This is a genomic window from Luteipulveratus mongoliensis (assembly GCF_001190945.1).
Classification (GTDB): Bacteria; Actinomycetota; Actinomycetes; order Actinomycetales; family Dermatophilaceae; genus Luteipulveratus; species Luteipulveratus mongoliensis.
The window spans coordinates 4249774-4263869 of record NZ_CP011112.1 but is presented as its reverse complement, the minus strand read 5'-3'; the positions used below and the strand labels follow the sequence as shown (position 1 = coordinate 4263869).

Below are 14096 nucleotides of genomic sequence, written 5' to 3'. Positions count from 1 at the left end.
AGGTCAGTGGCGGGGCGCCGACTTGGCCGCGTAGTACTGCGAGGACTCCTTCTTCCAGAGGAAGAACAGGATCGCCGCAGCGAGGATCAGCGAGATGATCGAGAACGCGAGCGTCACACCGGTCGTGGTGTCCTGGGTCAGGCTGCCGAGGAAGCTCAGGATCGACAGGCCGCCGAGGACGGTCGCGACGATGCGCGCCCACGACTTGCCGGCGTCGTTGGACCGCGCCATGAAGATCCACAGCGCGACCGCGATGAGGCCCACGACCACCGAGACGATGATCGCCGAGTTGACGATGGTGTCGAGGTCGTCGAGGGACTTGTTGTCCTTCTCGAGCTGCTCGCGCACCTTGTCCTTGATCGTGCCCTTCATGAAGAACGCGAGGATGATGTTGATCACGGCGAGGCCGGCGCCGGCGTACATCAGCTTGACGGCGAGGTCGATGGACTTCGGCTTGACGACGTCAGCCGGGGGCTGGCCGTAGCCTCCGGGGGACATCTGCGGCGCGCTCTGGTAGCCACCCTGCGGGGCGTTCGGGTAACCGCCCTGCGCATCGCCGGCCGGCGGAGCGCTGGGGAAGCCGCCCTGTGGAGGTCCGTCCGGCAGTGGCGTGGCGCCGCCGCCCTGGCCCGGAGGGGTCGGGGGAGGGAATCCCTCAGGAGGCGGGCCGGGCTGGCCCTGGGCGTCGCCGTACGGCGGCTGGTTGGACATTGGAATCCGTCCCTTCGAGGTGAGTGTGCTTTGGCACACACCCTGTCAGGTTGCCGCCGCGGATGCGGCAAGCCGGGCCGATAGCCTGCGCCGTGTGGCCATCGACCTGCACACCCACTCCACCGAGAGCGACGGCACCCAGAGCCCGGAGGACGTCGTGGCAGCCGCCGCCCAGGCCGGCCTCGACACTCTCGCGCTCACTGATCACGACACGACCCGCGGGTGGCAGCCGGCGCTCGCCGCCGCCTCGACGTACGGCGTCGCGGTGGTGCCCGGCATCGAGATCAGCTGCCAGGTGCGCGGGATCTCGGTCCACCTGCTCGGCTACCTGCACGACCCGACGGAGCCTGCGCTGCTCGCCGAGCTCGAGCGGGCTCGAGAGTCGCGTCGCACGCGGGCGCGGCGGATGGTCGAGCTGATCGGCCACGACATGCCGCTGACCTGGGCCGACGTGGTGGCGCAGGCCGGGGTGGAGACGACGCTGGGGCGGCCACACATCGCGGACGCGATGGTGTCCAAGGGACTCGTCGCCGACCGCAACGAGGCGTTCGAGCGCTTTTTGCACGCCTCGGGCCGTTACCACGTGGGCCACTACGCGCCGGATCCCGTACGCGCCGTCGAGCTGGTGCGCGCGGCGGGCGGTGTGCCCGTGATGGCGCACCCGTTCGCCCACCAGCGTGGTCGGGTCGTGGCCGACGACGTCATCGAACGGATGGCGGCGGCCGGTCTGGGCGGCCTCGAGGCGCACCACCGTGACCATGACGCCGAGGCCGTCGTTCACGCCGAGCAGCTGGCGGGTCGGCTCGGGCTGTTCGTCACCGGCTCGAGCGACTACCACGGCACCGGCAAGCTCAACCGGCTCGGCGAGCACACGACCGCGCCCGAGGTCCTGGCGCAGATCGAGGAGCAGTCGAGCGGTCGTACGACCGTGGCTCGCCCCTGATATCCACAGGCGGACGCGGCGGGCGAGAGCACGTCGTACGACGGGTAGCGTGACGGTGATGAGCACGCCTGAGCGCGATCCGCAGGAGTCGCAGCTGCCGGGCATGCCGCAGCGGCTCTATCTCGCGAGCCCCAGCCGGCTGATGGCGTGGCTGGACTGCCCGCGGCGCTACCGGATGCAATACCTGGACCGTCCGCGTCCTGAGGCGCGGTCGCAGCGGGCGCACACGTCGGTCGGGCTGGTCACGCACAACGTGCTGCGCGACTTCTGGGATCTCACACCGGTCGAGAGGACACCCACCGGTGTGCTCAACCTCGTTCGCTCGTCCTGGATGGACGTGGGGTTCAAGGACGCAGCGCAGTCGGCACGCTGGCGGCAGCGCACCACGCAGGAGATCACCGACTACCTGCGCACGGCGGACCGGGACCGAGAGCCACTGGCGCGCGAGCGCAATGTCGCGCTCAAGACCGGCACGCTCGCGCTGTCGGGTCGGGTCGATCGGATGGATGAGCGGGATGGCGAGGTGGTCGTCGTCGACTACAAGACCAGCCGTCGTACGCCGACCACGGACGACGCGCGCACCTCACTGGCCCTGGCGTTCTATGCCGCTGCCGCGGCCCGGATGTTCCGCAAGCCGTGCGCGCGGGTCGAGCTGCACCACGTGCCGACCGGTGAGGTCGTGGCGCACGAGCACAGCGCGGAGTCGGTGCGGCGCAAGATCGATGAGGCCGAGTCGATCGCGCGGGACCTGCGCAAGGCCGATGCGGCCTACCGCGACCAGGGGCAGCAGGCGCCGGACTTCGCACCCAACCCGACAGCACTGTGTCGGTGGTGCGACTTCCGCGCCCACTGCCCCGAAGGTCAGGCGGTCGGACCCGAGGTGTCGTCCTGGGCGGCCTTGGAGCCGGACGCCTGACTTTCGACGTGGGTCTCCTCGGTGACCAGGGTCAGGTCGTCGTGACCGTGCTCGGTCACGCCGCTGATGACAGCGCGCTCGACCATCGACTGACCCAGTGCGGCTCGCCGCATCATCGGGTCGCTCTGCAGGTCCTTGACCAGGGCCACGCACATCGCGCCCATCACCACCACGAACGGCAGGGCCGCCACGATGGTGATGTTCTGCAGTGAGGTCAGCGCCGAGCCGGCATCACCTTCGGCGAAGCCGGCGAGCAGCATGACCGCCGCGACGCCACCGGTCAGCACACCCCAGAAGATCACCGTCGGACGGCTGGGCTCCAGCGAGCCTCGCTCCGACAGCGAGCCCATCACGATCGAGGCAGCGTCCGCACCGGACACGAAGAAGATGCCGACCAGGACCATGACGAGCACCGTGGTGACCGACGCGATCGGGTAGTGGTCGAGCATGTCGAACAGCGCCGTGTTGCTGTCGACCGTCGCCACACCCTTGACGTTCTGCACCAGGTCCTTGCTGTCCCGCTGCACATCGATCGCGGAGCCGCCGAAGATCGCGAACCAGACCAGGCTGACCACGCTCGGGACGAGCAGGACGCCCGTGACGAACTGCCGGATCGTGCGACCGCGGCTGATGCGCGCGATGAACATGCCGACGAACGGGGTCCAGGAGATCCACCACGCCCAGTAGAAGACCGTCCATGAGGACAGCCAGTCGTCCAGGTCCTTGTCGCCGCTCGCCTGGGTCCGCGCTGCCATACCGGGGAGATCGCCGATGTAGGTGCCGATCGATGTCGGCAGCAGGTCGAGGATGAACACGGTCGGTCCGACGACGAACACGAAGAGCGCCAGGACCAGCGCCAGCACCATGTTGATGTTGGACAGCCACTGGATGCCCCGGGAGACACCGGAGACCGCGCTGAGGATGAAGGCCACCGTCAGCACGGTGATGATGACCACCAGAGTGACCTTGCTGGTCTTGTCGACCCAGCCGTTCGCCTCCATGCCGGCACCGATCTGCAGGGCGCCGAGACCGAGTGAGGCCGCGGAGCCGAACAGCGTCGCGAAGATCGCGAGCATGTCGATGACCTTGCCGATCGGCCCTTCGGTGCGCTCACCGAGAAGCGGGCGGAACGCCGAGGAGATCAGCTGGCTGCGGCCCTTGCGGTAGGTGCCGTACGCGATCGCGACACCCACGACGGCGTAGATCGCCCACGGGTGCAATGTCCAGTGGAACAGCGTCGTCGCCATCGCCGTCTTCATGGCTTCGGTCGACTGCGGCGTGACGCCGGTGTCCGGCGGCGGGGAGGAGAAGAAGTTCAGCGGCTCGGCGACGCCCCAGAACATCAGGCCGATGCCCATACCGGCGCTGAACATCATGGCGATCCAGGAGACCGTCTTGAACTCCGGCTCCTCGTCGTCCGCGCCGAGCGGGATGTTGCCGAAACGGCTCGCGGCCAGCCAGATCGCGAAGACCACGAACACGGACGCCAGGAGCACGAAGGCCCAGCCGGCGCTGTCCATGACCCAGCTGAGGGCGTCACCGGATGTCGTACTCAAGGAGTCGGGAGTGACGAAACCCCACACCACGAAGCCCAGAGCGATCACGGCGGTGATGCCGAAGATGATCTTGTCGACGCCGCCTCCGCGGCTCGTGGTGCTCTCACCGATCGGAGCGCTCAGCCCACCGAGGAGCTCGTGCTGACCTGCGTCGGTCGACTCGGCGTCGGGCCCGCGCTCATCGCCCGGCGGTTCTCCCGAACGGGAGCTGGTCGATGTCGTTGTAGCCATGTCAAGACCTCGTTCTCGGTCGTTGTCAGTTACGTACGGTCTTCACACCAGTTATGTGCAGTCTTCACATCAGTCTCGTGCCGACCCCGGGCCGAAAGGGGCCAAAGGACTTCGTCACTTTGCCTAAGGAGACGCCCTTCGGCAAGTTCGCCGGCCTGCGCTCGCACCGTCTCCGGTCGCTCACACGCGGTCCAGAGCGCTGTGGTCGGCGGTGCTAGGAGCAGCACCATGACCGTCGTACGAGCCCTGGCCGCGCCCGCAGCGAGCGCACCTTTCGAGACCACCACCATCGAGCGAAGAGCGTTGCGGGACAACGACATTCGCATCGACATCAAGTTCGCCGGCATCTGCCACAGCGACATCCACACGATCCGTGAGGAGTGGGGCCCGCAGACCTTCCCGCTGGTCCCCGGGCACGAGATCGCCGGCGTCGTCGCAGAGGTCGGATCGGCTGTGACCCGCCATCAGGTGGGCGACCGGGTCGGGGTCGGCTGCATGGTCGACTCCTGCGGAGAATGCGATTTCTGCAAGGACGGCCAGGAGAACTACTGCTCCACGCAGACCGTCTGGACCTATGGCAGCCCGGACATCGACGGCACGATCACGCAGGGCGGCTACAGCCAGGAGGTGGTGGTCGCCGAGCGGTTCGTGGTGCGGATCCCCGAGGGCATCGAGCTGGACGAGGCAGCGCCGCTGCTGTGCGCCGGGATCACGACGTACAACCCGCTGAGGCGCTTCGGCGCCGGCCCGGGCACCAAGGTCGCCGTCGTGGGGCTCGGCGGGCTGGGCCACATGGGCGTCAAGATCGCCGCGGCCATGGGTGCCGAGGTCACTGTGATGTCGCGCAGCCGCGCCAAGGAGCAGGACGCCCGCGAGCTGGGCGCCACCGGCTACGTCGCGACGGGAGAGGAGGGTGCGCTCGAGGCGGTGGCGGGGACGTACGACATCGTCCTCAACACGGTGAGCGCGGACCTGCCGCTGCAGGACTACCTCGACACGACGCGCCCCCACGGAGCCCTCGTCAACGTCGGTCTCCCGACATCGGACTACACCGTCAGCCCGTGGTCACTCGTGGGCGGGTCACGCATCGTCGCGGGGTCCAACATCGGCGGTATCGCGCTGACCCAGGAGATGCTGGACTTCTGCGCCGAGCACCGGATTGCCTCGACCATCGAGACGATCGGTGCGGATGAGGTGGATGCGGCGTACGACCGCGTGGTGGACGGCACGGTGCACTACCGCGTCGTGATCGACACAGCCACGATCTAGCGGATCGCGAGAGCGCCATCCCGTGGCACCATCGGTCGGTGTGACCGAGACGCCGTCCTACCGCAGGTCCACAGGTTCGGCGCGAGGCGCGGCGCGCCGCGAGCAGCTGCTCGAGCTGGTGACCGACGACCTGTCACAGCACGGTTTGGTCGACTTCTCGCTCAGGCGAGCAGCCCGGGCGGCCGGCACGACCCACAAGGTGCTGCTCTACCACTTCGAGAGCGCCGAGGACCTTCTCGGGCAGGCGATGTACCGCCTCCGGACCCGACGGATCGGGAACACCTTGGCGGCGGCTGCGTCAGGGAACACCCTGGCGGCGCGGATCGAGTCGGTGTGGCCGGTGCTCATGGACGACGCATCTGGGCTCAGGGTGATCGACCAGGCCATCGGGTTGGCGATGTACGACCCGCAGCGTTACGCCCACCTCGCCAAGGACGCTTCGGACCAGTACCTCGCTCCGCTCCGGTCGATGTGCCCGAAGGGCTGGTCGGAAGCCCGGGCGCGCGAAGTGATCGAGATGGTCCTCGCGACGATCAGAGGGTTCCTCATGGAGTGGCGCACCACGGGGGACAGCGAACGCATCCAAGCCGGACTCGCGGCGCTGCTGCGGGCGCTGGAACGGGAAGAGAGCGCCGGATAGCAATCCTCGGGAGACGCTTGCAGACAAGTGAACCACCTGGTTCACTTGTCGCAGCGACGATCTCGGAGGTCCGGCGATGAAGACAGCACAGCGCGAGAAGGTCCGGTTCATCAGTGGTGGAATCGAGTGCGCAGCCTGGCACTACCCCGGCACCAACGGCGCGTGCGTCGTCATGGCCGGCGGCGGGGGCGTACCCAAGGAGCCGGGCACCGACCGCTTCGCCGCGCGGTTCCATGCGGACGGATTCACCGTGCTCGCCTTCGACTACCGGCACCTCGGTGAGAGCGGCGGTACGCCCCGCCAGGTGGTGCGCGCGCAGACGCAGCTCGAGGACTGGAGCGCCGCTGTCGCCTTCGCCGGGACGCTCGGCGACGTCGATCCGGATCGGATCGCCGCGTGGGGCTTCTCCCTGTCAGGCGGGCACGTGTTCCGGGTGGCGGCCGACAACCGCGTCGCGGCGGCCATCGCCCAGACGCCGTTCGCAGACGGTCTGGCGGCCGTCCCGAACACACTGCGCCATGAGACGTTGGGCGTCGTCCTGCGCTTCCCGTTGCTGGCCCTGCGCGATGCCGTACGCGGTCTGCTCGGTCGCGATCCGCTGGTCGTTCCGCTGGTGGGGCCCCGCGGGACGGTCGCCATGCTGACCACACCCGACGCGCAGGACGGCTCAAGGGCCCTGAACCCCGACAACCGTTATCCCGAGTGGCAGCAGACCATCGCAGCGCGATCGGTGCTCCCGCTGGGCTCGTACCGCCCGGGCCGGTCCGCCGCTCGCATCGAGTGCCCGTTGCTCGTACTGGTCTGCGACGCAGACCAGTCGGTCCTGGCGGCTCCCGCCGTGCGCGCAGCGGACCTCGCCCCGAGGTCGGAGCTGGTTCGGCTGCCCGGCGGCCACTACGCGCCGTTCCTCGATGAGCACGAGCGAGCCATCGACGTAGAGCTGGACTTCCTCCGACGCCACCTGCTCGAGGTGGGTGCGCGAGGCGCATAGAGACGGTCAACCGCCTGTGAGCCTCCCCCTGGTCCCGGCTCACAGGCGGTATCCGCCGTGCGCCGAGTGCGTGGCCCCCCGACCATGACACCCGGCAGTCGGTCGAGCAGCTCCCCCGAACTGCGCTTCCGACAAGCCGTCGAGCCCCCGCTCCTTCGGCCTGTACTCATCTTGCGGCCAGAGGGGGTGTCGCCTCTATGGGACGTGGGCTGATCTTTTGGCGCCGATGGTCCTAGGACCACGCGGGTCTTCGGTCGCGGCCAGCACCTCAGGCGGCAGCGTCCACGCAATCGCCGAGCGCTGAGTCACGCCCAGCTTGCGCAGGATGTTGCCGACGTGGGTCTTCACGGTCTTCTCAGAGATGTGCAGCTGGGACGCCAGCGCGCCGTTGGACAGGCCGTCCCGCGCGATCAGCGCGGCGATCTCGACCTCGCGGCTGGTGAGGTCCAGGTGCAGGATGCGCGGCTCGTGCACGCGGACCAGCTCCGCCACCTCGGTCTGTACGCGCTCGGCCAGCTGGCGAGCGCTGTCGACGGCTCGGCCGAGCTCGGGTCCGCCGGCCTCCTTGGCCTGGTCGGTCAGGTCGCCGAGCAGGAGCCGCAGCTCATCGAGCTTCTCGCCGATCCGGTTGACCAGGTCCGCCTCGTTCTGCACGCGGCTGCTGTCCAGCTCGGGGTAGAGCTCGTAGAGGCCGAGGGAGTCCGCGTCGTCGTCGTCGCGGGCGACGGACTGCATGAGCGCGCGGCCCACCCACTCCATGGCGCGCAGGAACTCCTCGGAGAACACGTCGGGCTTGAGGCTCTGGGCACTCATCATCCCGACCGCCTCACCCGACTTGTGATCCAGCAGCGGCACCACGATGGCGTCCTGTGAGAGCTGCGCCGCATCGCCCAGGGGCGCTCCGCGGTGCAGCATCCGCCCGTTGTCCTCGCGGGACAGGTAGGGCTTGCGCGACGTGCGGACCCAGTGCGTGACGCCACCGGGGGAGTAGAACAGCACCTCGGGAGCGAGGTACTGGTCGCCATCGAAGATGTAGGTGATGACGAGGCTGTTCTCGCTCTTGAAGTAGCCGATGTAGAACGCATCGAGCGGCGCCAGCCCGGTCAGGGCAGCCTTGCAGGCCGCGTAGCGTCGGGTCAGGTCACCACGATCTGCGGCCCGCAGACGTCGGTCGGTGTTGCGCAGCACGGCCACCGTGGCCGGGCTGAATGGATGCGCTTCCTGATCCCCTGGGCTCATAAGCGGCTCGATCAGTCCTGGCTGCCCGCGGCCGGCTTGTCGCCACCACGCGTACGACGACGCCGACGCCGGCGGGCTGCGTCGCCCGTGCCACGCTCACCCTCCGCGCGCGGCGTCTCGGACGCGTTGGTCTGAGGACGGTCGGAGGTCTTGGACCCACGCCCGCCTCCCGAACGTCCGTGACCACGTCCTGCCGGAGCGCCGCCACGGCCGCCGGACTTGCCCGTCTCGCCGAGGTCCTCGACCTTCTCCGCGCCGAGGCCGGCACGGGTACGGGAGGACCTGGGCAGGGTGCCGGTCGCGCCCTGCGGGATGTCGAGGTCCTCGTAGAAGTGCTCCGAGGAGGAGTAGGTCTCGACGGGCTCCGGGATGCCGAGGTCGAGCGCCTTGTTGATCAGCGCCCAGCGCGGCATGTCGTCCCAGTCGACGAAGGTCACCGCGATGCCGGTGTTGCCGGCGCGGCCGGTGCGGCCGATGCGGTGGACGTAGGTCTTCTCGTCCTCAGTGCACTGGTAGTTGATCACGTGGGTCACGTGGTCCACGTCGATCCCTCGCGCCGCCACGTCGGTGGCCACGAGGATGTCGACCTTGCCGGCGCGGAAGGCACGCAGCGCCTGCTCGCGGGCGCCCTGGCCGAGGTCGCCGTGGATGGCAGCAGCTGCGAAGCCGCGCTCGACCAGGTCGTCGGCGACCTTGGCTGCGGTGCGCTTGGTGCGGGTGAAGATGATGGTCAGGCCGCGGTCCTTGGCCTGCAGGATGCGGGCCAGCATCTCGACCTTGTCCATCGCGTGCGCGCGGTAGACGAACTGCTCGATGGCCTTGACGGTGTGGCCGTCGTCGCCTTCCTCGTTCATCGCGCGGATGTGCGTCGGCTGCGTCATGTAGCGACGCGCCAGGGCGACGACCGCACCCGGCATGGTGGCGCTGAACAGCATCGTCTGACGGGACGCCGGCGTCATCGCCAGGAGCTTCTCGACGTCGGGCAGGAAGCCCAGGTCCAGCATCTCGTCGGCCTCGTCGAGGACGACGGAGCGGACGTACGACAGGTCCAGGTAGCCCTGGTTGGCCAGGTCGATCAGGCGCCCGGGTGTGCCGACGACGACCTCGACGCCCTTGCGCAGCGCCTCGATCTGGGGCTCGTACGCGCGACCGCCGTAGACGGTCAGGACCCGGATGCCGCGGGCCCGGCCGGCCCGCTCGATGTCGCCGGACACCTGCACCGCGAGCTCGCGGGTCGGCGCGACCGCGAGAGCCTGCGGCTTGCCGGGAGCCGGCATGTCGTCGTACGCGGCATCGCCGGGGGCGACCACACGGTTGAGGATCGGGACGCCGAAGCCGAGGGTCTTGCCCGTGCCGGTCTTGGCCTGGCCGATGATGTCGTGCCCGGCCAGCGCGACCGGAAGGGTCATCGCCTGGATCGGGAACGGGGTGATGATGCCGGCGTCGCGCAGCGCACCGACGATATCGGGGTGCACGTCGAAGTCGGCGAAGGTGGGCTCGGCCGGGGCCTGCGCCTCGGTCGTGCTGGTGATCTGGTCGGTCATGGTGTCTCTCTGATCGGCGGGGGCCGCGCGCACGTCAGACGTGCGGGCCACACCAGGTGAAGGGCCGATCGGAGGTCTCGCGGCTTGCCCCGAACTGCGGGTCAAGCCCATTTGTCACACGGCACAAGCCGACCGGGCACCAGTTGTCATGGCCAGCCTACCGGGGGTTGGCGCGATCGTTAGCATCCACACATGGCACCCAGCACCGGCCGAGACCTCTCCGACCCCACATTCCGCGCCAGCGTGATCGAGCTGTGCGGCGCTCTGGCGTACGGCGAGCTCGTCGGGTTCTTCACCATCGTGCACGACGCGCAGACCGCTCCGCGGCTGGCCTACCGGGTCGCGCTCGCGAAGGTCGCGTCCAACGAGTTCACCCAGTACGAGCGGCTGGTGGGCCGGATCGAGGAGCTCGGTGGCGACCCGGAGGAAGCCATGGCGCCCTTCACCGCGAGCTTCGACGAGTGGGTCCGGCGGACTCCGCCGAGCAGCTGGCTCGAGGGTCTGATGAAGGTCTACGCCGGCAACACGCTCGCCTCGGACTTCTACCGCGAGATCTCGGCGTACGTCGACCCGCAGACCCGCGACCTGGTCAAGGAGGTCCTGCAGGACAGCGGCCAGGCGGAGTTCGCGGCGCAGGAGCTGCGGCAGGCCATCGCGGACGACCCGGCCATCGCGGGCCGGCTGGCCCTGTTCGGGCGGCGGCTCATCGGCGAGGCGCTGTCGCAGGCTCAGCGCGTGGCGGCGGACCGGGACGCGATCACCATGCTCCTGGTCGACGACGGCTCCGGCCACGGCGCCGACCTGGCCGAGATGACGCAGATCTTCGCGCGTATCACCCAGGGGCACACGGACCGTATGGAGGCGTTGGGCCTGTCGGCCTGATCCGGACACCGAAGGGCCCGGCTCCGTTGCGGAGCCGGGCCCTTCGATGTGGTGCCGTACGACGGGTGTCAGCTCGCGCGGCTGTTGCCACTCAGGTCGGTCGGCAAGGTCGAGCGAACCTTCTTGGCCTCCATGCCCGCGTAGACCGCGACGCCCAGCGCACCGATCGCGATGCTCACGACGTAGCCGATCCAGCGGTGGTCGTCGCCCACGATCGCACGGGTGATGAGGCCACCGACGAACGCGCCGATGATGCCGATGATGATGGTCGCGGCCCAGCCGATGTCCTGCTTGCCGGGCAGAACGAGCCGTGCCAGAGCGCCGATGATGGCACCGAGGACGATAAATCCGATGATGTCGCCGATCATGGGATGTCTCCGTTTCCGGCCGCAGACCTCACGGCCGCTTCAAGGTCCCGCACCGTGAGGGTCGGTACGGGTGCTTCTCTGCCTGACTTTGCCCCTCAGGAAGTCGGTTGGCAAGACCTTGAACCCTGTGTCTGCGCGCGGAAATAGTTACCGCGCGGGTCCCTCGCCCGAGGATGTGGGCGAGGTCACCGCGCGGAAACGGGTGTGACAGGTGCGACGGGAGAGGGCTCAGCTGCCGAAGCCGACGCGACCCTTCTGCTCCGAGCCGACGTCGACGTAGCCAAGGACGTTGGCCGGCACGGTCACGCTGTGACCACGCTCGTCGATGAGGGTGAGTGGCTTGCCCGACTCCAGGGCGGCGAGAACGAGCTTTTGAACCTCGTCCGAGTTCTGTTCGGACTGGATGACGACTTCGCGTGCGACGTTCTGCACGCCGATCCTGACCTCCACGGTGGGGTCCCTTTCAGCTGATGACGGCCGCACCGACGCGCGGACGCGGATGCGACTCGGAGAACACTATGACTGTGGGCTGCAACGTCGGTCAGGCGCCCGGGTGTTCCCCGGTCCCGTCCTCGTGCAGCGGCAGCCCGCCGAGTCCGCGCCAGCCGAGCGTCGCCACGAGCCGGGACGCCTCCTCGCGCGGGATCGAGGTGCCCTTGCTCAGCCAGTAGCGAGCGACGACCTGGCACATGCCGACCATGGCCATGCCGATCAGGTGAGCCTGCTCCTGCGGCAGCCCGGTGTCCTCCTTGACGACGACCGACACCGAGTCGGCGCACAGTCCCATCATCCGCTCGACCCGCTCGGCCACCGCGGGCTCGTTGATCAGGTCGGACTCGAAGACCATCCGGAACGCCGCGTCCTTGCGCTCCACGAACTCGAAGAACGCATCGACCGTGGCGGCCACGCGCTGCGCGTTGTCGGTGGTGGACTCCAGCGCCGTCGTGACGAGCACGGGCAGCTTGGCGGTGTGCAGGTCCAGCAGCGCGAGGTAGAGATCCAGCTTGCCCGGGAAGTGCTGGTAGAGCACGGGCTTGCTGACCTGGGCTCGGTCGGCGATCTCGTCCATCGCGGTGGCGTGGTAGCCGGACTCGACGAACACCGACTGAGCGGCCTCCATGAGCTGGGCGCGGCGGGCCGAGCGCGGCAGCCTGCTGGTGCGGCCGCGTCCCTCGGACAATGTCGTCACGTCGAGCGCCTCCCTCGGGCAAGTACTTACGATCTCGGCATCCTATGTCGTCGCTACTGGCGAGTCACAGGACACTCCCGACGGATTCCTACGGGCCGCGTCGTTCGTATCAGCCGGGCGAGGCGACAATGGGAGCGTGTCGACCGGTCGCTACGCCCGCCACCTGCTCCTGCCCGAGGTCGGACCTGCGGGCCAGCAACGGCTGCGCGAGGCGCGGGTGGTCGTCGTCGGGGCCGGTGGACTCGGCTCCCCGGTGCTGCTCTACCTCGCCGCTGCCGGAGTCGGTCGGCTGGACGTGATCGACGACGACGTGGTCGATCTGACCAACCTCCAGCGCCAGGTGCTGCACCGTACGCCGGACGTCGGGTCTCCCAAGGTCGCGTCGGCCAGCGCGCGGCTGGCTGATCTCAACCCCGAGGTCGAGGTCGTCGAGCATCGCGAGCGACTGAGCGCCGACAACGTGATGGAACTGATCGAGGGCGCCGACGTCGTAGTGGACGGCACCGACAACTTCGCGACCCGCTACCTGCTGAACGACGCCTGCGTGCTGGCCGGCGTACCGCTCGTCTGGGGTTCGATCCTGCGTTTCGACGGACAGGTCTCGGTCTGGTGGGCCGGCCACGGGCCGTGCTACCGCTGCGTCTTCCCCACACCGCCGGAGCCCGGACAGGTGCCGTCGTGTGCCGAGGGTGGGGTGCTCGGAGCGGTCGCGGCCGTCATCGGGTCGGTGCAGGCGACGGAGGTGCTCAAGCTCCTGGTCGGGATCGGCGAGCCGCTCGTCGGTCGGCTGCTCGTGCACGACGCGCTGTCGCAGCGCTGGCGCGAGCTGGCCGTACGCCGCAACCCCGCCTGTGCGGTGTGCGGCGACCACCCGACGATCACCGAGCCGACCGACCTGGTGCAGGTGTGCGAGGACCCGGCGGTCGGCGTACCCACGATCAGTGCCGCCGAGCTGGCCCGGCTCATCGACGGATCCGGCGCGGTGCGGCTGGTCGACGTCCGAGGTGAGGGAGAGCGCGCGATCGCGACGATCGGGGGCAGCGAGGCGGTCCATCTCGACGAGTTCCGGTCGGGCGCGGCGCTCGCCGACCTCGCGCGTACGCCGGACGACGTGCCGGTCGTGATCATGTGCAAGTCCGGTGCCCGGTCGGCCGAGGCCGTACGACTGCTCGCCGAGGGCACGGGTCGACAGGCGCGCTCGCTGGACGGCGGCGTCCTTGCCTGGGCCCACGACATCGACCCCACGATGGCGACGTACTGATGGGCGATGACGATCACGAGCTGCTCGAGGAGCTGCCCGAGCTGGCTGACCTCGTCCTCGCGATCGTCGACCAGATCCCCGAGGGCCGCGTCGTGACGTACGGCGACATCGCCGCCGTGGCGGGCAGCGGCCCACGGCAGGTCGGTTCGGTGATGTCGGGGTACGGGTCGATGGTCGCCTGGTGGCGGGTGCTGCGCGCCGACGGACGGCCACCGCAGGGTCACGAGGACGAGGCGATCGCGCACTACCGCGAGGAGGACACGCCGATGCGGAACGGGCGGGTCGACCTGCGCCGCGCCCGGTTCCCGCTGGATGAGGTCGAGGGCGTCCGACCTGCGTGATGGGATGGCGCGCGT

The 14096-nt window shown here is 69.1% G+C and carries 15 protein-coding genes; 8 read left to right on the top strand and 7 right to left on the bottom strand.

What is annotated here, in order from left to right:
* Positions 1-3: 3 nt before the first annotated feature.
* Entirely contained in the window at positions 4-711 is a 708-nt protein-coding gene (locus tag VV02_RS20150; RefSeq protein WP_052594444.1) for a hypothetical protein, read from the bottom strand.
* Positions 712-805: 94 nt separating this feature from the next.
* Between VV02_RS20150 and VV02_RS20145 the strand changes: the two genes are divergently transcribed.
* On the top strand, positions 806-1654 hold the full coding sequence (locus tag VV02_RS20145) for a PHP domain-containing protein (RefSeq protein WP_052594442.1): 849 nt from the start codon (positions 806-808) through the stop codon (positions 1652-1654).
* Positions 1655-1712: 58 nt separating this feature from the next.
* Positions 1713-2570 (top strand): RecB family exonuclease, encoded by an 858-nt coding sequence (locus VV02_RS20140; protein WP_052597330.1) that lies wholly within the window; start codon positions 1713-1715, stop codon positions 2568-2570.
* On the opposite strand, the gene VV02_RS20135 is transcribed toward VV02_RS20140, so the two are convergent.
* Positions 2516-4357 (bottom strand): BCCT family transporter, encoded by a 1842-nt coding sequence (locus VV02_RS20135; protein WP_083450314.1) that lies wholly within the window; start codon positions 4355-4357, stop codon positions 2516-2518. The two genes, VV02_RS20140 and VV02_RS20135, sit on opposite strands and share 55 nt — an antisense overlap.
* A gap of 228 nt (positions 4358-4585) precedes the next feature.
* Between VV02_RS20135 and VV02_RS20130 the strand changes: the two genes are divergently transcribed.
* The 3 genes from VV02_RS20130 to VV02_RS20120 all read left to right on the top strand — a co-directional run bounded on the left by VV02_RS20130 (position 4586) and on the right by VV02_RS20120 (position 7257).
* The gene (locus tag VV02_RS20130) at positions 4586-5626 is read left to right on the top strand and encodes an NAD(P)-dependent alcohol dehydrogenase (RefSeq protein ID WP_052594440.1); all 1041 of its coding nucleotides are present in this window, start codon (positions 4586-4588) and stop codon (positions 5624-5626) included.
* A gap of 40 nt (positions 5627-5666) precedes the next feature.
* Positions 5667-6266 carry a TetR/AcrR family transcriptional regulator gene (locus tag VV02_RS20125; RefSeq protein ID WP_052597327.1) on the top strand — a complete coding sequence of 200 codons (600 nt, stop codon included), beginning with the start codon at positions 5667-5669 and terminating at the stop codon, positions 6264-6266.
* A 76-nt stretch (positions 6267-6342) separates the two neighbouring features.
* A complete protein-coding gene (locus VV02_RS20120) occupies positions 6343-7257 on the top strand; it encodes an alpha/beta hydrolase (protein WP_052594438.1) in 915 nt (304 codons plus the stop codon).
* A gap of 195 nt (positions 7258-7452) precedes the next feature.
* Here VV02_RS20120 and VV02_RS27240 read toward each other — a convergent pair whose 3' ends face one another.
* Entirely contained in the window at positions 7453-8496 is a 1044-nt protein-coding gene (locus VV02_RS27240; RefSeq protein ID WP_083450313.1) for a response regulator transcription factor, read from the bottom strand.
* Positions 8497-8507: 11 nt separating this feature from the next.
* On the bottom strand, positions 8508-10040 hold the full coding sequence (locus VV02_RS20110) for a DEAD/DEAH box helicase (RefSeq protein ID WP_052594434.1): 1533 nt from the start codon (positions 10038-10040) through the stop codon (positions 8508-8510).
* Between the two features lie 192 nt (positions 10041-10232).
* Here VV02_RS20110 and VV02_RS20105 point away from each other — a divergent pair, with 192 nt between their 5' ends.
* The gene (locus tag VV02_RS20105) at positions 10233-10922 is read left to right on the top strand and encodes a ferritin-like fold-containing protein (protein WP_052594433.1); all 690 of its coding nucleotides are present in this window, start codon (positions 10233-10235) and stop codon (positions 10920-10922) included.
* Positions 10923-10990: 68 nt separating this feature from the next.
* On the opposite strand, the gene VV02_RS20100 is transcribed toward VV02_RS20105, so the two are convergent.
* The 3 genes from VV02_RS20100 to VV02_RS20090 all read right to left on the bottom strand — a co-directional run bounded on the left by VV02_RS20100 (position 10991) and on the right by VV02_RS20090 (position 12410).
* Positions 10991-11290 (bottom strand): GlsB/YeaQ/YmgE family stress response membrane protein, encoded by a 300-nt coding sequence (locus VV02_RS20100; protein WP_218917450.1) that lies wholly within the window; start codon positions 11288-11290, stop codon positions 10991-10993.
* Positions 11291-11518: 228 nt separating this feature from the next.
* Positions 11519-11740 (bottom strand): DUF3107 domain-containing protein, encoded by a 222-nt coding sequence (locus VV02_RS20095; RefSeq protein ID WP_052594431.1) that lies wholly within the window; start codon positions 11738-11740, stop codon positions 11519-11521.
* 91 nt (positions 11741-11831) lie between these two features.
* The gene (locus tag VV02_RS20090; RefSeq protein ID WP_083450584.1) at positions 11832-12410 is read right to left on the bottom strand and encodes a TetR/AcrR family transcriptional regulator; all 579 of its coding nucleotides are present in this window, start codon (positions 12408-12410) and stop codon (positions 11832-11834) included.
* Between the two features lie 205 nt (positions 12411-12615).
* Between VV02_RS20090 and moeB the strand changes: the two genes are divergently transcribed.
* Positions 12616-13740, top strand: coding sequence for a molybdopterin-synthase adenylyltransferase MoeB (gene moeB / locus VV02_RS20085; RefSeq protein WP_052594427.1), 1125 nt, complete (start codon positions 12616-12618; stop codon positions 13738-13740).
* Positions 13740-14081: an MGMT family protein gene (locus tag VV02_RS20080; RefSeq protein ID WP_052594425.1), complete on the top strand. Its 342-nt coding sequence runs from the start codon at positions 13740-13742 to the stop codon at positions 14079-14081. The genes moeB and VV02_RS20080 overlap by 1 nt, the downstream gene beginning before the upstream one ends.
* The last annotated feature ends 15 nt before the right edge of the window (positions 14082-14096 follow it).

Coding starts and splice junctions, on each gene's coding strand:
- VV02_RS20150 (WP_052594444.1), bottom strand. CDS start 711: ATGTCCAACCAGCCGCCGTACGGCGACGCCCAGGGCCAGCCCGGCCCG.
- VV02_RS20140 (WP_052597330.1), top strand. CDS start 1,713: ATGAGCACGCCTGAGCGCGATCCGCAGGAGTCGCAGCTGCCGGGCATG.
- VV02_RS20135 (WP_083450314.1), bottom strand. CDS start 4,357: ATGGCTACAACGACATCGACCAGCTCCCGTTCGGGAGAACCGCCGGGC.
- VV02_RS20130 (WP_052594440.1), top strand. CDS start 4,586: ATGACCGTCGTACGAGCCCTGGCCGCGCCCGCAGCGAGCGCACCTTTC.
- VV02_RS20120 (WP_052594438.1), top strand. CDS start 6,343: ATGAAGACAGCACAGCGCGAGAAGGTCCGGTTCATCAGTGGTGGAATC.
- VV02_RS27240 (WP_083450313.1), bottom strand. CDS start 8,496: ATGAGCCCAGGGGATCAGGAAGCGCATCCATTCAGCCCGGCCACGGTG.
- VV02_RS20110 (WP_052594434.1), bottom strand. CDS start 10,040: ATGACCGACCAGATCACCAGCACGACCGAGGCGCAGGCCCCGGCCGAG.
- VV02_RS20105 (WP_052594433.1), top strand. CDS start 10,233: ATGGCACCCAGCACCGGCCGAGACCTCTCCGACCCCACATTCCGCGCC.
- VV02_RS20100 (WP_218917450.1), bottom strand. CDS start 11,290: ATGATCGGCGACATCATCGGATTTATCGTCCTCGGTGCCATCATCGGC.
- VV02_RS20090 (WP_083450584.1), bottom strand. CDS start 12,410: ATGGAGGCCGCTCAGTCGGTGTTCGTCGAGTCCGGCTACCACGCCACC.
- VV02_RS20080 (WP_052594425.1), top strand. CDS start 13,740: ATGGGCGATGACGATCACGAGCTGCTCGAGGAGCTGCCCGAGCTGGCT.